The sequence below is a fragment of the Pseudomonas sp. MMS21 TM103 genome, from assembly GCF_022132145.1.
In the GTDB taxonomy this organism is placed as follows: Bacteria; Pseudomonadota; Gammaproteobacteria; order Pseudomonadales; family Pseudomonadaceae; genus Aquipseudomonas.
The window spans coordinates 288,130-310,027 of record NZ_JAJISP010000005.1 but is presented as its reverse complement, the minus strand read 5'-3'; the positions used below and the strand labels follow the sequence as shown (position 1 = coordinate 310,027).

Below are 21,898 nucleotides of genomic sequence, written 5' to 3'. Positions count from 1 at the left end.
TACTAGATGGCTATGCAATCTATTTCACCAGCACTGCTTCGCCTTCCCAGCGTCTGCGCCCTAGTGGGGCTAAGCAAATCACAGGTCTACAGGTTGATTCGGGCGGGCGAATTCCCTGCGGCTATTCAGCTCGGCACAAACTCCATGGCGTGGCCTGCTGAGCGGGGTCACGCCTGGATTGCGGATAAAATCAGTGCATCTGCTCGTTAGCAATGATGCCAATACCGGCACGAATCTTTGCCCTGTTACGATAAAAGGGGGACGCATTTATTTGTAGGAACGACCGACCGATTTTGGCCGGTTGTGGCCTGTTGCATCTCTGCCACTACTGGTCTGGCAATGCATGGTGACGGGCTAGAGCGGGTCACCGACCAACATGGCGGCGCTGGCATCGAACTCGCAGTCATCGCCCTTCGGCAGCAGTTCCAGGGAGGCGGAGCCAGCCGGCAGCGCCACCACCAGGCTGCGCGTCACGCAGTTTGCATGGGGCATCACACCGGTGGCATGCAACATCTGCTCCGTCCAATCCACCACCTCGTAGTTGAACACCTGGGCTTCCAGGTCTTCCCCTTCGTCGTGGTGAAGGATCGAGGCATAGGCTTCCAGGCATCTGCCGCTATCGCGGTTGCAGCGGATCTCAACTGCATTCACTCCAGGCGGTTCGTAACCGGCCACCGTGCTCCAGCCGCCCCACAGCATTAGATCATTACCCTGCTGCTCAATAATCAACGGTGGGCGAACCAAGCTATGGTGCTGCTCCAGGGGGGTCGGGTTGGCCAGCCATAGGGCCGCATAAGAAGCCACCAGGGCAGACGCGAGGGAAATGGAGAGGTAGCGAAGAATGGGCATGGTCGAGTTCCTTTCGAGAGGTAGGCTGTCCTAGCCAGTTATCCGTTTGGGATACCGCAAATCACTCTAGACCAAGGCCGGCATAATTTCATGCAGGCAGTACCTCTGGGGCTTCCGGTTGCACACACCTCTGTAGCTGCTACCCAGATCGTGGCCATCGAGTGCCCGAATTAATCGTCCCTGGTTTTGTATACATAATCATGAATCCCCTTAGGGGCGCTGTCGTCGCTCACCAGAGAGACAGGCCCGGCCAAAAGCGACCGTTCAACTAATGGGCATCTGCCGGCCAAAAGCGGACTCACAATTAGGCATGGAAGCCTTTAGAGAACTCGAGGCTATTCAATCAGCTAAAAGACGGCGCTTTCCGAGGCAGTAGTCGATCAGTCTCCTGCCTGACTATGGCATAGCACTCACAGCTCAGATGTTCGAGTTTAATACGATTAAGCACAGTGATATGACCACGGTGGTATGCGATCACGCCCAATCTCCGCAGTATACAGGCAGCTTCAGTGATGCCCTCACGACGCACCCCGAGCATGTCGGAAATGAGCTTCTGGGTCATCGTCAACTGATTGCCCGGCAAACGATCCAGCGATAACAGTAAGCATCGGCATAGCTGTTGGAGGATGGAGTGATACCGATTGCAAACTGATGTTTGCGACATTTGGATAATCAGTGTCTGGATGTAGCGCAGTATCAGTATATTCAGCTCACTGTGGTGGTTGAACTCGTCCTGGAGTAGTTTTCCAGGCATTCGGTAGGCACGACCAGCACTTTGTACGACTGCACGGCTGATTGTGCTATCGACGCCCAGGAACAGCGAAATACCGACTAGTCCCTCGTTACCAACCACCGATACCTCAGCTGAATCACCGTTCCCCAATACATGGAGGAGCGAAATGATTGAGTCAACGGGAAAATAGACATGACTTATTGTCTCGCAGGACTCGTAGAGAATTTCGCCCTGCGGTAATGCCACCCATTCCATATGACGGAAAAGGCGCTTTTTAGCGGCCTCTGAAAGGGCTATCAAAAGGCGGTTCTGCCGAAGCATGCTCAACATCTCTAACGGAAGTTGAGAACACTGTAATAGCGACAGAAATGAAGCTCTGTTCGGTACTGCACATAAGGTTTGCGAACGATCCAAAAAGGTGCGGCCCAACAAGCAAGCAGTCATTTCGGAGGTCTGCCTGAAGAAACGGCAGAGACGATAGATTATCCACAGGCCTTAGTGGCAAGGCTTCGTTCTGTTCTGCCGTCAGCGCTCGAAGGCGGTGGCCACCGCACTCGCCCGATTACTGGCAGCAGCCGATACAGATGTGAGTATCGCCAATTACCACGGCTGACTGTTTTCAACAGAATCGGCCAATGGCTGCCTGTCGTGGGCGGCCGAGATCGGCCAGAAGCGCCCACAAACTAGCTGTTTACGATCCAGGGCTTGATGAGGAATCGCAGCGGAAGAGCTTCGCGAGGACGAAGAAGAGCGCGAGCGTACTGGTAGCTTCGAATAGGCTAGCCCGACGACTCCATTTGGCCGGGAGTCGCCAGTAGCATCGGGCTGGAGTCGGTCAGAAGTGGACGTCCAGCCAGATGCCTTAAACAGATGCGCCTCGTAAACCCAACTGTTGTGTAGCATGGTGCACTCGATGCAGGAGACGTAGGGGCGAGGAGCGCATGAATTACGACAATGAGAAATTTTCGGACTTGCTTCACCACTTCAAGTCTCGCAAGGAATACGCTGCTGCTCGAATGTCTGACTTATCCGACCAGGGGGAACTCTGTTTCGCTTTGTCAGGCTTGACCTTTCGAGACGGGCCTTACGCCTTCCCGGGAGTTGGGGAATTGCGGGAAGTCCGTCATCCTCCAGGAGAGATAGAGTTAGCCGCAGCGCTGAGAAACAAGTCTCTCCTAAGCGCAGTCGCTCGTCATATGCCCGCAGTGACTCATGAGCTTGCACTGCGATGCAGCGAGCCTAAGTTCATACAGTCGAACCTGAATATCGGCTGGTGGATCATATCTGCGCTTCGATGTCGTACGCTCACCGAAATACTGGTTCCCGCAGTAGCAAGCGCTTCATGGGACGTCCTACCCGCTGTTCAAGCTGATTCCTGCGAGGTTCAACTACTTGAGGACGTGCCTGCGGCCCGGCAGCTGAGCCACAAAGTTGAGATATCCATAGAGACTCTCGACTGGGTGCAAGCGAACCTTGAGCATTGGATAAAACTGCTGGAGCAACCTGCATTCCGGCTCGCTACAGACTCCCTGACGACTCACCACCAACACGCGAATTTGAGAATGGCAGCTGCAGCTCTCTGGGCGGGCTTTGAGGCTCTCTTTGGCGTCAACTCGGAGCTTCGTTTTCGTCTTGCACTTCTGGCGGCTGCATACCTCGAGGAGCGTGGCCCAGATCGCCTGGCTCTCTATCGTAGGATCAAGAAGCTCTACGACTACCGATCAAAGGCTGTGCATGGAGGGGCTACCTCGGATGATCGCCTAACTGACCACATAATTGAGGTGCGGGGACTTCTGTCCCGTTTGATGTGCCACATGACAGAAGCCGGAAAACTGCCCACTACTGACGAGTACGAAGAGCGGCTCCTGAGTTGAGACATTGCCCACGGCAACTATCGGCCAACAGCACCGTTAGCAACGGGCTGTTCTCGACCGAAGCGGCCCATCAGCACCAATATAGTGGTCTGTCCCCGTTTGTGATGCAGGCCTCAAATCTTCTACGGTTCAGGGCCGGAATAAGTTGGCGAGCATCAGCTGTCGGCTGATGATCTGGAATCTTGGGGAGGCTCGATGAACGAGCAAGGTGAAGAGCTGTGGATCTGCGACCAGTGTGTGGAGGAGCCGTTCCTTTCCAGCGAGATTGCATCCACAGGCGAGATCGCGGTGTGCTCCTACTGTGAGAGCGAAGACCAATGCTGGACGATCGAACAACTCGCGGATCGGGTTGAGCAAGCATTCGCCGAACACTACGTTCGCACATCCAATGAGCCGGATGATTGGCAGCAAAGCCTACTGCGGGATAGAGAGTCGGATTACGAATGGGAGCGAAACGGTGAGCCCGTTCACGATGCTATCGAAGGCGCAGCCCGCATTCCCGATGAGGCGGTTGCAGATGTACTGGAGGTTCTCGGTGAACGGCACTCTGACTTCGACACGGCGGCCATGGGAGACGAGTGCGAGTTCGACGCTGACTCGTACTATGAGCAGAAGGATTCTAGCGACGCTACTTGGCAGTATGAGTGGCGGCATTTCGAGAGAACGCTGAAAACTGAGGCCAGGTACTTTTCTCGGGCAGCTACAGATCACCTCGCAGCTGTTTTCGGGAGGATAGATCAGCTTGGTACCTTGGATGGCAAGCCGGTGGTTGTGGACGCAGGCCCCGGTACGTCGATTGCGATTCTTTTCAGAGCACGAGTATTCCAGTCGGAGGAGCCGCTTAAAGAGGCACTTTGCCGTCCCGATCGCCACCTGGGCTCTCCCCCCGCCCGTGCTGCAGCAGCGGGCAGAATGAATGCCCGAGGTATCTCGGTATTCTATGGGGCCACCTCTCCAGGTGTTGCACTCGCTGAGGTTCGGCCGCCAGTGGGTAGCCAGGTCGCGCTGGCTACTTTCAGAATCATCCGCCCTCTACGCCTTCTGGATCTTTCCGCGCTTGAAAATGCGTCAGACGGTGGGAGCGTGTTCGACCCGACGCTGCTCCAACGGCTGGAGCGCGTGTCCTTCCTGCAATCGCTCGGTCGCAAGATGACGCGGCCGGTGATGCCCGATGATCAGGAGTTCGACTACCTGTCCACGCAGGCGGTGGCTGATTTCCTGGCGACCGAAAACGATCCGACGTTGGACGGCATCCTCTTCAATTCGACACAGTCAGAAGAGGGGGACAACATCGTACTGTTCCACAAGGCGTCACGCGTGAAGAGCATGGATCTACCAGCAGACGTCGAGCTGAGTGCCAGCACCACGAGTTGCGACAGTGATGGTTGGTACCCCGACTATTGCGTGCGGGAGGAAGTGCCAATGCTGGACGAGGCTGAGACTGCTCTGGCGTCAAGCCCCTGGGCTATGACATTTCATCATATCCCTGAGGATGAGGATGTGCGCGAGGAGACGCTAGACGTCATCCCAACCTCGGTGGAAGTTCATCACGTTAAAAGAGTGAAGGTGGAATGTGATCCGCACAAGGTAGAGCGTTACCGTCATCAGGTGAGCAAGAACGACACTTTCTGAGCGGCATGCTGATGCAGTTGGTCACGGGCCGGATGTGGTGGTCAAGTCTGGTGATAAGGCCGAATTCGCTTTAGCTCAAATGGTCGTTGATGAGCTGGTGTTGCGCGGTGGGCAGTGTCGCAGGCAACTTAGCCCAGAACAAAAGCACTGGACAACCACAAATCAACAGTGCGGTGGCAGCAGCATTTGATTAGAAGCCCCACTAGCGACCGGCTGCTCTTGGCCGATTTCTGCCTGTCGCGTCTCGCCTTCTACTGGTCAAATCTTACGCAATTGGTGGTCAGCATGAGAGCAACTGGTGGGTTAGTTGGCCGCAATTATGCGCACGGCTAGTGATCACGCTCGTAGCAGTGCCCACATCGGCCCATGGCGTTGCCTAGATATTGCGCTGTGATGACAGCAAGGTGTGCAGCTGCACGATTTGTCGCCCCTGGGCTCTCAGGTCACGGCGATCCTGGCGGTGGTCGAGCACATAGCGTCGGGCCTTCTCGTGCAGGATCGACACTTGAAGTTGCAGGGTCCGGCACCTTTCTTGTTCCTGCTGCAGCGCGTCCTGCAGCTGTTGGTGCAGCAGGGGCCAGCGCGCGAGTTCCTGCGCTTGGCTGTGCAGTTCCTGGGTCCGAAGCCGTTGTTCGGCGCTGAGCCGCTCGAGATCCCGATACAGCTGGTTGAGTTCCTCCTGCTTGACCATCAGTTGCTCCTGCAGGCGTCGCTGCTCTTGTTGCAGCTGTTGCACTTGGGCTTCGTGCCGATTGACCTCTTCCTCACGTTGGCGGAGCTGCTGCTGTCGGTAGTGCTCCAGGGCCTCACGGGAGTGTTGGTGTTTTTCTTCCAGTGATTGGATCTGTCCGGCTCGTTCTTCGAGCAACTCCAGGTGATGCTGCTCGGCACTCAGCAGTCGCTGTCGCTCGACCTCCAGCTGTTGCAGCTGCTCGCCTAGGGCGCGTTCGCGGACTTGGCCTTCCCGCCGCTCTTGAACGATCAGCTGATGAGCTTTCTGCAGCTCTTCGCGGCGGGCCTGATCGATGTCCCGCTGGTGCATGTAGGCGGCCTGCTGCCGCTCCAGGCGGGCGCGGTCGGCGGCCACCGCACCCTGAGCGTCGGCAGCCAGACGCTGGGCTAGACTGCTGATGTAGGCCTGCAGTTCTTCGCTGAGGTTGACCGTCGGCGGGCGTGGCTCTTCGCTAGCCAACTCCTTAAGGAAGCGCTGAATGGTGCTTTTCGAGCCGGTGTTGCCCAACTCGATGCGCACCGCCTCGATACTGGGACGCTGGTCGCGGGCGAGCAGGGCATCACGGGCCTGCTGCACCAGCGCCTTGTTGATACCTGCACGGGCCATGCTGTTACTCCGACTATTTCATACTGTTTTACCAGTATGGAATTACACCTGTACCGGTGTGCAGTGCGATGGTTGGAATTCGGACGAACTGGCGTTTGAGAATGGGGCATTCTCAAACCTCATCCCCTATTTGAGCCGATTGGCCGTCGGCCAGCGGTACGGAGGACGTGCTATGACCGACAACGCGGATCGCTACCTGACTGCGGCGCGGCGCGAGAGTACCCAGCGGCGCTACCGTCAGGCTTTGGAGCACTTCGAACTGGTGTGGGGCGGACTGCTGCCGGCCACCAGCGAAACGGTGGTGCGCTACCTCGCGGATTCGGCTGAGCGTCTTTCCAGCAGTACCTTACGTGCGCATTTGGCTGCGTTGGCGCGTTGGCATATCCGCCAGGGATTTGTCGATCCGACCAAGGCACCTCAGGTGCGTGACGTGCTGCGCGGTATTCAAGCGTTGCATCCACATATGCCGCGGCAGGCCGAACCACTACAGCTCACCGAGCTGTCACGTTGCGTCGAATGGTTGATTGCTCAGGAAGCCGGCCTCACGGATGCGGCCATGCGCGGCCATAGACGTGATCGGGCCCTGATTCTTTTGGGCTTCTGGCGTGGATTTCGCAGCGACGACCTGTGCCGTCTCCGGGCGGAGACTATCCAGATAAGGGCTGGCGAGGGCATGCAGTTGTTTTTGCCGAGCAGTAAAACCGACCGTGACCATCGGGGGCGCTCTTTTTTCGTCCCTGCGTTGCGACGGTTATGTCCGGTGCAAGCCTATGAAGACTGGATCGCGGTGACGAAGATCCAGCATGGACCGGTATTTCGAGCGCTGGATCGCTGGGGCCATCTCAGTGAGGAAGCTCTGCATCCGTACAGTGTGCCCCGCATCCTGAGTCGCGCCCTGATTCGCAGTGGAGTAGATGCGGACCGTTTCAGTGGTCACTCCTTGCGCCGCGGGTTTGCCACCTGGGCGGCGCGTAACGGCTGGGGCACCAAAGCACTGATGGATTACGTCGGTTGGCGAGACGTGCAATCTGCCCTGCGCTACATCGAGCCTGATATGCCTTTTGGAGAGTTCAAGAAGCGTTCCTCGGACAACGGCCGCGTGGAGCAATGAGCGGGAAGGATGTTTGGTCGACGGCGTCCCAGAAAGCAGTGATGTCTATCTCGCAGCAGATATGGAAACGGTTGAAACATGAATCGAACCCCATGTACAGAGGTAAGCGCGTGCGCTTCTACTCCACGGTTGACCTGGTCAATCTGCTGGAGTGCGAAAAGCACGGCGGCAAAGCCAGGCGCATCGCCCAAGCACTGCTGCGCATGGACGTGGTCATCCTCGATGAGCTGGGTTATTTGCTGTTCAGTCAGGTCGGTGGTGCCCAGGTGTTTCATTTGCTGTCCAAGCTTTACGAGCACACCAGCGTGGCGATCACGACCAACCTGAGCTTTGCAGGATAGTCGAGTGTGTTCGGCGACGCCAAGATGACCACATCCTTGCTGGATCGGCTTACGCACAACTGCCGCATAGTCGAAACCGGCAATGAGTCCTACCGGCTGCAAGACAGTAGCTTGGCAGCCCGGGCAAAGATCAAATCACGGGAACGAAAACGCAAGGACGATCAGAAGTCCGGTGGACGACGAACCGTTTTTATTTTAGGGAAAGGATGGCTTGCTGCATAACGACATGTGACAGGTCATCAGTCGCCGCTTGGAACGTTCGAAAGGACGGGATTCAAAATCAGTTCCGTTGCTAAACTTATCCACAATTGCTGATGCTGAAATCAGCAATCTGCCCTGGGTCAATTTTCCATCAGCGCCAACACCCTACCAGTCTGACTGCGTCAGCAGCCCGTAATAACGGCCTTGAGCATGCGCTTGAAGGTATCGATATCCGCCTCGTTGAACTGCGCGAAGACCTTGCTCTGCTGCTCGCGGGCGATAGTCCAGAGAGCTTCGGTCTGCTCCACGCCAGCCGAGGTGAGCAAATAACGCTCATCAGTGTGGGCCACCAGTCCCTTACGCTTGAGAATATCCACCGCCTGCTCGATCTCGCGCACCGGCATCGCGACCTCGCGCAGCAGCTCGCACATGCTCAAGCCTGCATCATTCTCCAACACCATCAGCATGCGCGCCTCGCTAGTACGGAGGCCGCTGCTCAGTTGTTTGGGCTGGTAATCGGTCTGGTAGTGGCGCACGGCTTGAGTCATTAGATAGTAGAGGTTGTGGCTTAAGCGCCCCTGAAGGGCACTGGAAGGCTGCTGAGCCTCGGTCTTTTTATTCATCCGCGTGTGCGGCAATACCATGGAGTAGGCGCCTTGATGATATAGCAGTGGTGAGCGGCCGATATCGTCAAAAGCCACTACCTTGCCGATCAGTATCCAGTGGTCACCGCCATCGAGCTGCTGATAGTTTTCGCACTGTAAACGTGCGGAGCAGTCCTCGAGCAGCGGCGCCCCACCCTGACCCTCGACATAATCGATGTCGGCGAATTTATCGTCGCGCGGGCGTGCGAAGTGATTGGATAAATCGATCTGGTCGGCTGCCAGGATATTTACCGCAAAATGCGTGGCCTCCTTGAAAACATCAAAGCTGGTGGAGCGCTTGTCGATGCTCCAGAGGACCAGCGGCGGGTCCAGGGACACCGAGTTGAAACTGTTGGCGGTTACCCCAACCTTCTTACCCGAAAGGGCGGTTGCGGTAACGATAGTGACGCCGGTGGCGAAGTTACCCAAGGCACGACGAAAATCACGCGGGTCGAAATTTGCTTGTGCGTCAGACATGACGGACTCCTCAGCCGTCCACCGCTTTCGTTAGTGGACGGCCTTCTTATTGTTCGTTTGAAGCGGCCTGCCACACAGACCAACTCATGCAGGTAGCTTGCGAGCCGCTCGCTCAGGCCATGCTGGGATCGGGATCGAGCCCCATGAGCTCGCGTCCGAGGATCTGCTTACACACGTCATAGTCCGTGTAGGCATGGGCCCCGGTCATGTGCGAATCACGAAACAAGCGCTGCATTTCGTTGTTCTCGAACCAGCTCATGCCGCCGGAAGCTTCGAAAAGGCGGTCAACTGCCTGGATGCACATCTTGACCGCGTAAGCTTGGTTGGTACGCCAAAACGCTAGAGTTTCGCGACTCGGAAACTGGTGGAGTTCGCTATGTTCGGCGTGCTCCTGCCAGGTCTTTTCCAAGAACGCGCGTGCGGCGACGACCTGATGAGTCGACTCCGCCAAGCGCATCAACGAAGGCGTCGCGGCGCCAACGCTGGCACCGGTGTAGGCGCGCACACGGTTCTTGGTCTTTTCCCTGAACGCAACCAGCATGCGCTCGGCGACGCCCAGACCAATCGCAGAGAAACCACTGGCGAAATATGGACGGTAAGGCGAGTAGAAGATTTTGCTATCGGGATACAGGCCAAACCCGGCAGACTTCCCTTCCATCATGTCCTTGGCGGCCTGGATACGATGATTCGGCACGAACACGTCCTCGATGATCAACGTCTTTGTGCCACTGCCCTTCATGCCTGCGGCGAACCAGTCGTCACGGATCTGGTAATCGCTACGCGGCAGCACTGCGAAACAGTAGATCCACTCACCCTCAGCGTTCTTCCGACGGCAACCGACAATGGCCCACTCGGCATGATCGCTGCCACTGCTCCAGCCCATTTCGCCATTGAAGATGACGCCACCTTCGGCCTCTTCCACTTTGCCAAAAGGCGCAATACTGCTGCTGGCCGTGGCATCGCGGTCATTGCCCCAAATCTCATCCTGCAGTTGCTTGGGGAACAGCGCCAGCTGATGGCTGTGCGTGCACAACAGACTGAATGCCCAGGCGGTACTGGCGCACGCGCCGGCCAAGGCGGCGACGCAATCGGCGAACTCCGGAAGGGATATTTCCAGACCGCCATACACCTTGGGCTGAAAGGCCCGGTGCATGCCGATAGCCTTGAGCAAGGCTATGTTTTCCGCCGGAACCTGGCGCTCCTGCTCTGCGCGAATGGCATTGGCGGCGATCTGAGGCAGAATGGCGTTCAGATCGGCAAGAAGAGAGTTTGGCTTTTTCATGTCATTGCCCTGTTTATTGTTAGTACCCGGTCAGCGTGTGCGGACAGTCACCTGTCAGCTCAGCGCGGCCCAAAGAATAGGGTCGCGCCCGCTGGGCCGAAGGTATATCGAATGGCTACTGGGCGATTATGCAGAGCAGAAGCACTCCTAGAAATGGACGTTACAAACCCTCCATTGCACTTTTCATGGGTAAATAGGGAGTGCCAGGGCAATAACATGAATATATTCATTAACAGCTATGTTATTCACCATGAGCGCGGCACAATCTAGAGACCGGTACGGTCAGTGGGTTAACTCAAGCTCGACAGGCTGAGATTTGAGTCCCGGCGCTGTGCAGCCTTCATAGCGAGCTATGGCGAGAAGTGGCGACCCAGTATCAAGTCGCAGTCGCCTGAATTGACTGATTGAACGGGTCACACAGGCCACCATCCACCGCCTCCTCCAAAAGCATCTAGCATGATCCATTGGCCTAGCGCATTGAGCGCCCTGCGGCACCGCAACTTCTGCCTGTATTTCGCCGGTCACGCTATATCGACCCTGGGCACCTGGATCCAACAAGTGGCTCTAGCTTGGCTGGTATACCGCCTGACCGGCTCCGCAGCCATGCTGGGAGTGACTACCTGCGCCGCTCTGCTGCCTCAACTGCTGATCGGCCCACTGGCAGGAGCTTGGATCGATCGCCACGACAAACGCCGCCTACTGATTCTGATCGAAGGCCTCTTGGGCATGCAGGCGTTGGTGCTGGCGCTGCTAACCGCAACCGAGCAGATTGACGCGACACTGATCGTGAGCATGGCGACGCTGCTCGGCGTGCTCAATGCGGTGGACACTCCGCTGCGGCAATCACTGCTCAGTCAATTCGTCGATGACCGTAGTGATCTCCCTAACGCTCTGGCATTGAACGCCATGTTGTTCACTTTATCGCGCTTTATTGGACCTCCACTGGCCGGGTTGCTGCTCGCAGTGACCGGCGAGGCGGCGTGCTTCGCACTCAATGGTGCCTCCTATCTGGCCCTGATGGGCGGGCTGGCAGTCATGCGCATGCCGGGTTCGCCGCGGGCCAGCGGCTCATTTCGCAATGTTCTCGGCGAGGGCCTGAACTACGCCCGACACACGCCCCAAATCAGATTGCTGATGCTCAGCGTCATGGTGGTCAATCTCACCGCTTCTAGCTATGTGGTGCTCCTGCCCGTCTACGCCAAGGATCTATTCGCCGGTGATGCGGCCACCCTAGGCTGGCTGTGGGGCGCTGCCGGCCTGGGCTCGTTGGGGTCCAGCATCGTCCTGGCAGTCAAACCCACGCAGGTATCCATGTCCCGGTTGATCCTCGGTTCCGCCATAGCCTGCGCCCTGGCCATGCTGGCCTTCGCCAGTAGCCGCCAATTGGGGATGTCATTGGCCGCCCTGGTGGTTCTAGGGTTCGGCATTTCCTGCTGCAATGTTGGCACCAATATCCTGCTGCAAAGCTCGGCACCGGAGGCATTACGGGGTCGAGTGGTGTCGCTCTACACCTCGACACGCTTCGGTTTCGATGCCATTGGCGGCCTGCTCGCTGGCCTTTGCGCCGCACAAGTGGGTGCGCCGCCGGTGATAGCCATCTCTGGGGGAGTCCTGCTCGTCTATTGCGCCTGGCTATGGCGACGGGGTGGCTGAGCAAGGCTCGCCTCACTCCCGACCGTTTGCCCGCGCTGCTTTTACTGACTATTGCGAGTGCGATAATCGCCAGGCGTGATGCCGGCGTGACGAGAGAAGAAGCGACTGAAATACGCCGGATCCTTGAAGCCGAGCTGAAAACAAATTTCGTTGACTGTGCCGCCAGTGAAGAGCAAGAGGCGTTTGGCTTCCTGCATCAGACGGTCGAATATGAGGCGCTTGGACGGCAGGTCGGCTACACGTCGACAGATATCATTGAGCCGCGCCTCGGTAACCCCCAACTGCTCGGCGTAACGCTCCAGCGGCCAATGCTCAGGGTAATTCGCCTCGATCAGGACGTTGAAACGCTGAAATATCTGCAAGTCTTCGCGGCGGGCCGGATGTGCCTTAACCGAACGCGCCGAAAGACGTAACAAGCTGATGAAGATCAACCGCGTCAGCGCCGTCAAACTCATCGCCCGCCCAGGCCGGTCATCGGCGAATTCGCTGCGCAACTCGTCGAACAGCAGGTTGAGGCGCGTGATCTCCCCCGTAAACTTTGCCTCTAGATCGCCTATCGCCACGCAGACCGGGGCGATTTGCGGTCCCGCTGCAAGGCCAGACTGCTCCTCGAGCAAGGGCCAGATCAGATCCTGGCGAACGGTAAGTACATGCCCATCACTCTCGGGCTGAGTCACGAATGCATGAGGAAAGGTAGGGGGTGTCAGAAAGAACATCGGCCCTTCCTGCTGGAATCGCCGATCATCCAGGTAGACCCGCACTACACCACTTTTGACATAGTGCACCTGGAAGAAGCGATCATGTCGATGAACTGGCATGTTGCGGCCGAAGAAGTCCGCCAGCTTACCTAAAGCTTCGTAGTGCACGTCTGCATCGGCGTAACGCTGATCATAGACCTGGCCAATGTTGATATTGGGTATTGGCTGCAGATCACGCATGGACTGCCTCCTGCTCGCCCCTGAAATCAAACGGTCAAAGCTTGATCTGCTTTAACTCGTTAAGTAGCTCCAGCAATTGTGCCAACTTATCCTCACCGAACAGATCCTGAATCTTGCGGTAGTTACCCTCCATACCTTCATTCATGGAAAGGAAGCATTGCTGCCCCTGCTCGGTCAAGTTAATGAACACACGACGCTGATCCTGCGTTGACTTACGACGACTGACGATACCCTCACGTTCCAGGCGGGTCAGCACGCCCGTCATGCTTGGTTTGAGGATGCAGGCCTGCTCGGCCAGACGATAGCTTTCCATCTCCCCATACTGGCGCAGGATACGGATCACTCGCCACTGCTGTTCAGTTAGTCCGTGCTCGTTGAGCAGGGGACGAAAGAAGCTCATGGCAGCTTCACGCGCCTGGAGCAGCGTCAGGGTCAAGGAGGGTCTTGGTGCAGGCATAGTCAAAGTCGCAACTGAAATTTATGAAGAGCTTAACGATATACCCTCAAGCCTGCACCGCCAGCTGGCAACGGTCAACTGCCTCAAGCAAATTGAAGGCTGCCGACCCGCCTTGAGCAGTCGGGATGCGCCACCACATCAGTAAAAGTGCAATTGATTCACTGAAACAGCTATTCAAACGCGGGTTCGCAGCTATCACCATCAACAGATAACGCTATGGGTCACCGGCCATTGACAGTCGTTAATATGTTATCTATAAGGTTAATATGTTAACCATATTTCGTTGTTGCCTTTCCGCAGCTCCGATTAATACCCGCAGGAGAAGATAAATGAGCCGCACCCTAGAGCAGGCTGCTGCCGGAACCCTGTTCGGCATCGCGCTGAACTACCAAGGCTTGCTGGCAAACCGCCTTGAGGAATTCCAACAGCCACCTTACCAGAAGCCACCCGTCAAGCCGGTGCTGTTCATCAAGACCCCTAACACCCGCAATGGCCACGCCCAGCCGGTGGTATTCCCGGAGGGCGTTGAGCGTCTGCAACCGGGCCCAGCCCTAGGCGTGGTGATCGGAAAAGACGCCAGCCGCGTCGGCGAGGCCAACGCCATGGACTATGTGGCTGGCTACGTGATAGTCAACGAATTCAGCCTGCCCGAGGACAGCTATTACCGTCCGGCGGTAAAAGCCAAGTGTCGAGACGGCTTCTGCCCCGTAGGTCCGGAACTGGTACCGACCAGCCAGATCACCGATCCCAACACCCTAGGTATTCGCCTGTTCGTCAATGGCCAGTTGCGCCAGGAAAATTCCACCGCCAACTGGGTTCGCAACATTCCCCAATTGATCGCCACGCTCAGCGAGTTCATGACCCTGCACGCAGGTGACGTACTGATTACCGGCACTCCAGAAGGTCGCGTGGACGTCAATCCTGGCGATGTCGTCGAAGTTGAAATCGATGGCCTCGGTCGTCTCGCCAACACCGTGGTCGCGGAATAAGGAACTCTCAGATGAAACACGCCCGTATCCGCTATCAGGATCAGATCCACGCCGTCACGGTCGAGGCTGACAACTCTGTACGCCTGGCAGATGGCCGCCTACTCGGCGAAAACCAAGTCGAGTGGCTGCCACCAGCCAGCGGCAGTATGTTCGCCTTGGGTCTGAACTATGCCGACCACGCCGCCGAGCTGGCATTTGCGCCACCGACTGAGCCGCTGGCCTTTATCAAGTCGCCGGGCACCTACACCGGCCACAACCAGCTCACCTGGCGTCCGGACAACGTCGCCTACATGCACTACGAGTGCGAGCTGGTCGCGGTGATCGGCAAGCCTGCCCGCAACGTCAAGCGCGAAGATGCCTTGAGCTATCTGGCCGGCTACACCGTCTGCAACGACTACGCCATCCGCGACTACCTGGAGAACTACTACCGTCCCAACCTGCGGGTGAAGAACCGCGACGCCACGACTCCGGTCGGCCCGTGGATGGTCGATGTCACCGACGTACCGGATCCGAGCAAGCTGAAGCTGCGTACTTGGATCAACGGTGAGCTGAAGCAGGAAGGCACCACCGCGGACATGATCTTCGACATCCCCTACTTGATCGAATACTTCTCCAGCTTCATGACCCTGCAACCGGGCGACATGATCGCCACTGGCACGCCGGAAGGCCTGGCCGACGTGGTGCCCGGCGATGAAGTCGTGGTGGAGGTCGAAGGCGTCGCACGCCTGGTCAACCGTATCGTCAGCGAAGCCGAGTTCTTCGCCCGTCAACAAGAGGCACAAGCACAATGATCAAGCACTGGATCAACGGCCAGGAAGTCGAAAGCAAGGAAACCTTCACCAATTACAACCCGGCCACCGGCGAAGCCATCGGTGAAGTGGCCAGCGGTGGTGCCGAGGAGATCGCAGCCGCCGTGGCCGCCGCCAAGGCGGCCTTCCCGAAGTGGGCCAACACCCCGGCCAAGGAACGCGCCAAGCTGATGCGCAATCTGGGTGAGCTGATCGATCAGAACGTACCGCGCCTGGCCGAGCTGGAGACCCAGGACACCGGTCTGCCGATCCATCAGACCAAGAACGTGCTGATCCCGCGTGCCTCGCACAACTTCGACTTCTTCGCCGAAGTCTGCACCAACATGAACGGGCACACCTACCCGGTCGACGATCAGATGCTCAACTACACCCTGTACCAACCGGTGGGGGTCTGTGGCCTAGTGTCGCCGTGGAACGTACCCTTCATGACCGCCACCTGGAAGACCGCGCCCTGCCTGGCCCTGGGTAACACCGCGGTACTGAAGATGAGCGAGCTGTCGCCGCTGACCGCCAACGAACTGGGCCGCCTGGCCGTCGAGGCCGGGATTCCGCCCGGTGTCCTCAACATAGTGCAGGGTTACGGCGCCACCGCCGGCGATGCGCTGGTCCGCCATCCGGACGTGCGCGCCATCTCCTTCACTGGCGGCACGGCCACCGGCAAGAAGATCATGCAGACCGCCGGCCTGAAGAAGTACTCCATGGAGCTGGGCGGCAAATCGCCGGTCCTGATCTTCGAAGACGCTGACCTGGAGCGCGCACTGGACGCGGCGCTGTTCACCATCTTCTCGTTGAACGGCGAACGCTGCACCGCCGGCAGCCGGATCTTCATCCAGGAAAGCGTCTATCCGCAGTTCGTCGCGGAGTTCGCCGCCCGCGCCAAGCGCCTGATCGTCGGTGACCCGCAGGACCCGAAGACCCAGGTCGGCTCGATGATCACCCAGGCCCACTACGACAAGGTCACCGGCTATATCCGCATCGGTATCGAAGAAGGCGCCACCCTGCTGGCCGGCGGCCTGGAGCGCCCGGCTAACCTGCCGGCGCACCTGGCCAAGGGGCAGTTCATCCAGCCGACCGTGTTCGCCGATGTGAACAACCAGATGCGCATCGCCCAGGAAGAGATCTTTGGCCCGGTGGTCTGCCTGATCCCGTTCAAGGACGAAGCCGAAGCCTTGCAACTGGCCAACGACACCGAATACGGCCTGGCCTCCTATATCTGGACCCAGGACATCGGCAAGGCCCACCGCCTGGCCCGTGGCATCGAAGCCGGGATGGTGTTCATCAACAGCCAGAACGTGCGCGACTTGCGACAGCCATTCGGTGGGGTCAAGGGCTCCGGCACCGGCCGCGAGGGCGGCGAGTACAGCTTCGAGGTGTTCGCCGAGATCAAGAACGTGTGCATCTCCATGGGCAGCCACCACATCCCGCGCTGGGGCGTGTAAACATCCGACAACTACGGCCGGGAAATACGCCCGGCCCGCTTGCTGATCGTGCGAACGTCCTAACCATAGAGCCTCACAGGAGGCATACAAGGAGAACCGCCATGGGCGAAGTCGTCCTAGCCGCCAAAGTCTGCCACGTACCTTCGATGTACTTGTCCGAACTGCCTGGACCACACCAGGGCTGCCGCGAAGCCGCGATCGCCGGCCACAAGCTGATCGCCAAGCGCGCCCGCGAACTCGGTGCCGATACCGCGGTGGTATTTGATGTGCACTGGCTGGTCAACAGTGGCTACCACATCAACAACGGCGAACACTTTAAGGGCATCTACACCAGCAACGAGTTGCCGCACTTCATCAAGAACATGGAGTACGACTACCAAGGCTGCCCCGAGTTGGGCGAGCTGATCGCCGAGGAAGCCAACGCCGCCGGCGTGCGCACCCGTGCGCACAATATTCCCAGCCTGGAGCTGGAATACGGCACCCTGGTCCCCATGCGCTACATGCACATGGACGCCGCCGAGGATCAGCACTTCAAGGTCGTGTCCGTAGCCGCCTGGTGCGCCTGGCACAAGCTGGAAGACAGCCTGGCCTTCGGCGCTGCAGTCCGTCGCGCCATCGAAAAGAGCGACCGCAAGGTGCTGGTGCTGGCTTCCGGCTCGCTGTCGCATCGTTTCTCCGATGACCGCGAGGCCGAGGCGAACATGCACAAGTGGACCCGTGAGTTCGACAAGCAGGTGGACATGCGCGTGGTTGAGCTGTGGAAACAGGGCCGCTTCGAAGAGTTCTGCGCCATGCTGCCGGACTACGCCGAGCACTGTTTCGGCGAAGGCAAGATGCACGACACCGCGATGCTTCTAGGCCTGCTAGGCGGCCCGGCCTACACCGGCAGGGTGGAAGTAGTCACCGAGCCCTTCGGCAGCTCTGGCACCGGCCAGATGAACGCCATTTTCCCAGTATAAGTCTCACTGTTCGCCTGAAGCAGGCTTCAGCCGGTCTGTTCCATGCGGCATATCCCGCTCTTCGGAGAGCTCCCGATGCCACATTTCATTGCCGAATATTCAGCCAACCTCGATGCCGAAGCAGATCTGCAGGGGCTATTCGAAAAGGTTCACACCTGCCTAGGTGATAGCAAGGTATTCCCCCTCGGCGGCATTCGCAGCCGTGCCGTGCGCATGGACACCTTCCGCATGGCCGACGGCAAGCACGACTATGGCTTCGTCCACATGACGCTCAAGGTCGGCGCCGGCCGTGACCTGGCCACCCGCAAACAGGTCGCTGACGCGTTGTTCGAGGTAATCAAGGCGCACTTCGCCGAACTACAGGCACGCCGCCTGCTGGCGCTGTCGTTCGAGATGATCGAGCTCAATGCCGAGCTGAATTACAAGCACAACAACATTCATGCCTTCCTCAATGGCCAGGCCAGTTGACCCTGCTCTCAACCCATCCGATTAAATAGAGATAAAGCCATGCTCGACACCTCGATCATCCAACAGGCCGCCGCTCGACTCGATGCTGCTGAACGCTCTCGTGAACAGGTGCGTCAGTTCTCCCTCGACTACCCCGGCATCAGTATCGAGGATGCTTACGCCATCCAGCGTGCTTGGGTGGCGCTGAAGATTAAGAGCGGTCGCAAGCTGGTCGGCCACAAGATTGGTCTGACCTCCCGTGCCATGCAGGTGTCGTCGAACATCACCGAGCCGGACTATGGTGCTTTACTCGATGACATGCTGTTCGAGGAAGGTAGCGACATTCCCTTCGAGCGCTTTATCGTGCCACGGGTCGAAGTGGAACTGGCGTTCATCCTCGGCAGGCCGCTGCGAGGGCCGAACTGCACAGTGTTCGATGTACTGGAAGCCACTGAGTGGGTGATTCCGGCGCTGGAAATCATCGACGCGCGGATCCACCAGATCGACCCGGACAGCAAGGTCACCCGTAAGGTGTTCGACACCATTTCCGACAACGCCGCCAATGCCGGTGTGGTCATGGGCGGGCGGCCGGTTCGGCCCACCGAGATCGACCTGCGTCGCGTGCCCGCGATCCTCTACCGCAATGGCGTGATCGAGGAGTCCGGCGTCTCGGCAGCTGTGCTCAATCATCCGGCCAAGGGCGTGGCCTGGCTGGCCAACAAGCTGGCGCCTTATGACGTCACCCTGGAGGCTGGACAAATCATCCTCGGCGGCTCCTTCACCCGTCCGGTGGCTGCCAATCCGGGGGACACCTTCCACGTCGACTACGATCAACTCGGTTCGGTTTCCTGCCGATTCGTCTGAGGAGCGCCGCTATGCAATTGCCCATCAACAGCTTCAAACAGCGCCTGAGCAGCGGCCAGGCACAGATCGGCCTGTGGCTTGGTCTCGCCGATGCCTACAGTACTGAACTGGCCGCCAATGTCGGCTTCGATTGGCTGCTGATCGACGGCGAACACGCGCCCAATGACCTGCGCAGCCTGCTTGCCCAGCTCCAGGCGATTGCGCCTTATGCCCAGCAACCCGGCGTCAGCCAACCGATCATCCGGCCCCCGGTGGGCGATACGGTACTGATCAAGCAATTGCTCGACATCGGCGTGCAAACCCTACTGGTGCCGATGGTCGAATCCGCCGAACAGGCCGGCGAACTGGTCCGCGCCATGCGCTATCCACCACACGGCATCCGCGGCGTAGGCAGCGCCCTGGCTCGCGCCTCGCGCTGGAACAGTATTCCCGGCTATCTGGATCACGCCGATGAGCAGATGTGCCTGTTGGTGCAGATCGAAAATCTGGAAGGTTTGGCCAATCTCGATGCCATCGCCGCCGTCGACGGCGTCGATGGCGTATTTATCGGGCCTGCCGACCTTTCCGCAGCCATGAGCCACCGTGGCAACCCAGGCCATCCAGAGGTTCAGGCCGCCATCGAGGACGCCATTGTGCACATACGTCGGGCTGGCAAGGCGGCCGGCATCCTCTCAGCCGACGAGACCCTGGCCCGGCGCTATATAGAACTGGGCGCCGCGTTTGTCGCGGTTGGCGTCGATACCAGCCTGCTGATGCGCAGCCTGCAGAGCCTGTGCGGAAAATTCAAAGATGCGCCCCTCCCGATTCCCGCCAGTGGCGTGTACTGACCCATTTTGGTGAGAACCGTTGAAACCCAATGCCCGAACACGTCTGCGCACCCAGGCCTGTGTAAACGGACACTGGAACGACGCGGGCATCCTCAGGGCCAACGACACCGAATTTGGGCTGGCCTCGTACGTCTACACCCAAAATCTTGGCCGCGCCAGGCGCGTCGGCGAGGCGCTGAAGTACGGAATGGTTGGCATCAACGAAGGCTTGACCTCCACCGAGGTCGCACCGTTCGGCGGCATCTAGCAATCCGGTCTGGGCCGCGCAGGCTCGCATTACGGCATTGATGACTACATCGAGTAGAAATACATGTGCCTGGGCATCGGCTAAACCACTGATCGCTTAGTGGTTGCCTCCTTTACCGGCTCTTAATGGGCCGGTTTTTTAGAGTTCCAGAAAGCAAAATGAAAACAGAACTCCCACAGCCAGGCTGTTGCCCGCCAGCCACGTATTGGGCGAATCCAGACAGTGTGTTACCTGCTGGCAGCTGGTTGGTATCCCATCTCCAGGCTGTCCAGTAATCCCGCCCATGCGCATTGCTTGCAAGCAGTGGAGAGCGGTCCCATCAGGGCCAACCTTGGACTTTTTTGAGGAGGCAAGGCATGCCTGCAGGGTGCCACTCGGCTCTATCGGCCGAGTGGGGAGATCAAAATGGGCAAAGCTGGCGCGCAGAATAAATCTACTAACTTGTTTATGACCTATACGTCCGGTCTATATCTAGAGGCTCTACCCGATGAACAGTCTGCTGCGCTCCCAGCCCTCAATCACCCTGCAACTCGCCATTCAAGCCATGCACCAGGCCCTGGAGAAAGCTAAGGACGAACAGGTACAGGTGAGTATTGCCATCGTCGATGCAGGTGGTCTGCAGATTCATATGGCGCACATGGATGGTGCCCCGTTACACAGCCGCGATATAGCACTTAACAAGGCCCTGACCGCACTATCCTTCGGCGTGCCCACCCGCACCTGGCAGAAGCGCCTGGAAAACTGCTCCGCCGCTGTGCGCCAGGGTCTCCCACTGCAGCCAAAAATGGCCCTGTTCGGTGGCGGTGAGCCGCTACATGCGGGTAACGCGGTAATCGGCGCCATTGGTATATCCGGAGCATCCGAGCAGGTCGATTCTCGCTGCGCAGAGGCCGCCGCCAAGTACGTGCATAGCGCCATACCCCAGTAGTCCTATCAGACCCGGTAAAGGCTGCGTTGGGCGTAGGGGAGTTCTATGAGCGTCTAAGGGGTCACCCAGCAGACATCAACATACTCGACCGTATCCGCCAATAACAACAGCCGCCGGGCGCCTGTCGCCCGGCAATTGGAGAGATTCGACATGTCCCAGCTCAATCCGCATCAACTCGCTTTCCGCAATGCCATGGCCCATATAGTCCGCTGACCCTGGTGCCGCTGGCGGTGCAGGGGGTAGTCGTCGGGGAAATGCATGCAGCATGCTAGCGACTGACAGTTGGCTTTGCCGGCTGGCGTCGATACGGCCTGGCGGGCCGGGTTGCTGCGGGGGATGGCCGGTGGCTGACGTCGGCAAAGATTCGGCTGGTGGTCGAGCCGGTCGATATGCGCCTGGGGATCGATGGGCTTTCGGCACACATCCAGCAGACGCTCGGGCGTCCAGCCTGAGATGGCACGGTCTATGCTTTTCGTAATCGGCGCGGCTCGAGCTGTTGCAGTGGAATGGCACTGGTGTGTGGTCGTTAGCGTCCTACGCCGAGAATATCGGTGTCACCGAAGCGCGACTCAATGATATTTTCCAGCGCGTTGCTGGCTTGCTCTCCAAGCGACTTGTGCACGAACGGTTAATGCAGGAGACGTGGCGTTTCCTGCTGTATAGCGGCAGCTCGGTGAACGAAATCTGCTACCAGCGGGGCTTTAAAGATCCGGCATACTTCAACCGGTTTTTTCTCGTAACGCCGGGATGGCTGCAGGGGGGATCGCCTGCACATGGCTGATGATTTTGGGTTGGCCTGACGCCGGATACTTGGGGCGCGTGCCTTTTGTAAATTTGTTAACCTATTAACTTTATGGT

The 21,898-nt window shown here is 58.3% G+C and carries 20 protein-coding genes and 3 pseudogenes; 16 read left to right on the top strand and 7 right to left on the bottom strand.

Translation table 11 applies throughout. The annotated features are described in order from the left end of the window. The first annotated feature begins 6 nt into the window (after window positions 1-6). A complete protein-coding gene (locus LJY18_RS16885) occupies window positions 7-210 on the top strand; it encodes a helix-turn-helix transcriptional regulator (protein ID WP_330872773.1) in 204 nt (67 codons plus the stop codon). Between the two features lie 144 nt (window positions 211-354). On the opposite strand, the gene LJY18_RS16880 is transcribed toward LJY18_RS16885, so the two are convergent. Both LJY18_RS16880 and LJY18_RS16875 read right to left on the bottom strand, forming a co-directional pair. After that, on the bottom strand, window positions 355-849 hold the full coding sequence (locus LJY18_RS16880; protein ID WP_238042945.1) for a hypothetical protein: 495 nt from the start codon (window positions 847-849) through the stop codon (window positions 355-357). A gap of 343 nt (window positions 850-1,192) precedes the next feature. Further along, on the bottom strand, window positions 1,193-1,903 hold the full coding sequence (locus LJY18_RS16875; protein WP_442964498.1) for a Crp/Fnr family transcriptional regulator: 711 nt from the start codon (window positions 1,901-1,903) through the stop codon (window positions 1,193-1,195). A gap of 620 nt (window positions 1,904-2,523) precedes the next feature. Between LJY18_RS16875 and LJY18_RS16870 the strand changes: the two genes are divergently transcribed. Both LJY18_RS16870 and LJY18_RS16865 read left to right on the top strand, forming a co-directional pair. After that, the gene (locus LJY18_RS16870) at window positions 2,524-3,456 is read left to right on the top strand and encodes a HEPN domain-containing protein (protein ID WP_238042944.1); all 933 of its coding nucleotides are present in this window, start codon (window positions 2,524-2,526) and stop codon (window positions 3,454-3,456) included. Window positions 3,457-3,651: 195 nt separating this feature from the next. Then, window positions 3,652-5,088, top strand: a complete 1,437-nt coding sequence (locus tag LJY18_RS16865) for an RES family NAD+ phosphorylase (protein ID WP_238042943.1) — start codon at window positions 3,652-3,654, stop codon at window positions 5,086-5,088. A 376-nt stretch (window positions 5,089-5,464) separates the two neighbouring features. Here LJY18_RS16865 and LJY18_RS16860 read toward each other — a convergent pair whose 3' ends face one another. Further along, window positions 5,465-6,427, bottom strand: a complete 963-nt coding sequence (locus tag LJY18_RS16860) for a DNA-binding protein (protein WP_238042942.1) — start codon at window positions 6,425-6,427, stop codon at window positions 5,465-5,467. Between the two features lie 172 nt (window positions 6,428-6,599). Here LJY18_RS16860 and LJY18_RS16855 point away from each other — a divergent pair, with 172 nt between their 5' ends. Continuing rightward, on the top strand, window positions 6,600-7,538 hold the full coding sequence (locus LJY18_RS16855; RefSeq protein WP_238042941.1) for a site-specific integrase: 939 nt from the start codon (window positions 6,600-6,602) through the stop codon (window positions 7,536-7,538). Between the two features lie 101 nt (window positions 7,539-7,639). Beyond that, window positions 7,640-8,078: pseudogene (locus tag LJY18_RS16850) on the top strand (ATP-binding protein); the annotation flags it as partial. Between the two features lie 184 nt (window positions 8,079-8,262). On the opposite strand, the gene LJY18_RS16845 reads toward LJY18_RS16850, so the two are convergent. Continuing rightward, entirely contained in the window at window positions 8,263-9,201 is a 939-nt protein-coding gene (locus LJY18_RS16845; RefSeq protein ID WP_238042940.1) for a p-hydroxyphenylacetate 3-hydroxylase reductase component, read from the bottom strand. Window positions 9,202-9,313: 112 nt separating this feature from the next. Next, the gene (locus LJY18_RS16840) at window positions 9,314-10,483 is read right to left on the bottom strand and encodes a p-hydroxyphenylacetate 3-hydroxylase oxygenase component (protein WP_238042939.1); all 1,170 of its coding nucleotides are present in this window, start codon (window positions 10,481-10,483) and stop codon (window positions 9,314-9,316) included. A 456-nt stretch (window positions 10,484-10,939) separates the two neighbouring features. On the opposite strand from LJY18_RS16840, the gene LJY18_RS16835 reads away from it, so the two are divergent. Then, entirely contained in the window at window positions 10,940-12,136 is a 1,197-nt protein-coding gene (locus tag LJY18_RS16835) for an MFS transporter (protein WP_238042938.1), read from the top strand. 41 nt (window positions 12,137-12,177) lie between these two features. On the opposite strand, the gene hpaA is transcribed toward LJY18_RS16835, so the two are convergent. Beyond that, window positions 12,178-13,074, bottom strand: coding sequence for a 4-hydroxyphenylacetate catabolism regulatory protein HpaA (hpaA, locus tag LJY18_RS16830; RefSeq protein ID WP_238042937.1), 897 nt, complete (start codon window positions 13,072-13,074; stop codon window positions 12,178-12,180). Window positions 13,075-13,108: 34 nt separating this feature from the next. Next, window positions 13,109-13,531, bottom strand: coding sequence for a homoprotocatechuate degradation operon regulator HpaR (hpaR, locus tag LJY18_RS16825; protein WP_238042936.1), 423 nt, complete (start codon window positions 13,529-13,531; stop codon window positions 13,109-13,111). Between the two features lie 329 nt (window positions 13,532-13,860). On the opposite strand from hpaR, the gene LJY18_RS16820 reads away from it, so the two are divergent. From LJY18_RS16820 to LJY18_RS16775, 10 genes and pseudogenes are all read left to right on the top strand, one after another. After that, window positions 13,861-14,520 carry a fumarylacetoacetate hydrolase family protein gene (locus tag LJY18_RS16820; RefSeq protein ID WP_238042935.1) on the top strand — a complete coding sequence of 220 codons (660 nt, stop codon included), beginning with the start codon at window positions 13,861-13,863 and terminating at the stop codon, window positions 14,518-14,520. An 11-nt stretch (window positions 14,521-14,531) separates the two neighbouring features. Next, on the top strand, window positions 14,532-15,311 hold the full coding sequence (locus LJY18_RS16815) for a fumarylacetoacetate hydrolase family protein (protein WP_238042934.1): 780 nt from the start codon (window positions 14,532-14,534) through the stop codon (window positions 15,309-15,311). After that, on the top strand, window positions 15,308-16,768 hold the full coding sequence (hpaE, locus tag LJY18_RS16810; RefSeq protein WP_238042933.1) for a 5-carboxymethyl-2-hydroxymuconate semialdehyde dehydrogenase: 1,461 nt from the start codon (window positions 15,308-15,310) through the stop codon (window positions 16,766-16,768). The genes LJY18_RS16815 and hpaE overlap by 4 nt, the downstream gene beginning before the upstream one ends. A 101-nt stretch (window positions 16,769-16,869) precedes the next feature. After that, window positions 16,870-17,727: a 3,4-dihydroxyphenylacetate 2,3-dioxygenase gene (gene hpaD, locus LJY18_RS16805; RefSeq protein WP_238042932.1), complete on the top strand. Its 858-nt coding sequence runs from the start codon at window positions 16,870-16,872 to the stop codon at window positions 17,725-17,727. A gap of 75 nt (window positions 17,728-17,802) precedes the next feature. Next, window positions 17,803-18,195 (top strand): 5-carboxymethyl-2-hydroxymuconate Delta-isomerase, encoded by a 393-nt coding sequence (locus tag LJY18_RS16800; RefSeq protein WP_238042931.1) that lies wholly within the window; start codon window positions 17,803-17,805, stop codon window positions 18,193-18,195. Between the two features lie 39 nt (window positions 18,196-18,234). Continuing rightward, window positions 18,235-19,038, top strand: a complete 804-nt coding sequence (gene hpaH / locus LJY18_RS16795; protein WP_238042930.1) for a 2-oxo-hept-4-ene-1,7-dioate hydratase — start codon at window positions 18,235-18,237, stop codon at window positions 19,036-19,038. An 11-nt stretch (window positions 19,039-19,049) separates the two neighbouring features. Then, complete coding sequence (gene hpaI, locus LJY18_RS16790; protein ID WP_238042929.1) at window positions 19,050-19,865, top strand: 4-hydroxy-2-oxoheptanedioate aldolase; 816 nt, start codon at window positions 19,050-19,052, stop codon at window positions 19,863-19,865. Between the two features lie 88 nt (window positions 19,866-19,953). Continuing rightward, a pseudogene (locus LJY18_RS16785) lies at window positions 19,954-20,169 on the top strand (aldehyde dehydrogenase family protein); the annotation flags it as partial. A gap of 430 nt (window positions 20,170-20,599) precedes the next feature. After that, window positions 20,600-21,040, top strand: coding sequence for a GlcG/HbpS family heme-binding protein (locus LJY18_RS16780; protein ID WP_238042928.1), 441 nt, complete (start codon window positions 20,600-20,602; stop codon window positions 21,038-21,040). Window positions 21,041-21,530: 490 nt separating this feature from the next. Further along, a pseudogene (locus LJY18_RS16775) lies at window positions 21,531-21,821 on the top strand (helix-turn-helix domain-containing protein); the annotation flags it as partial. Between the last annotated feature and the right edge of the window lie 77 nt (window positions 21,822-21,898).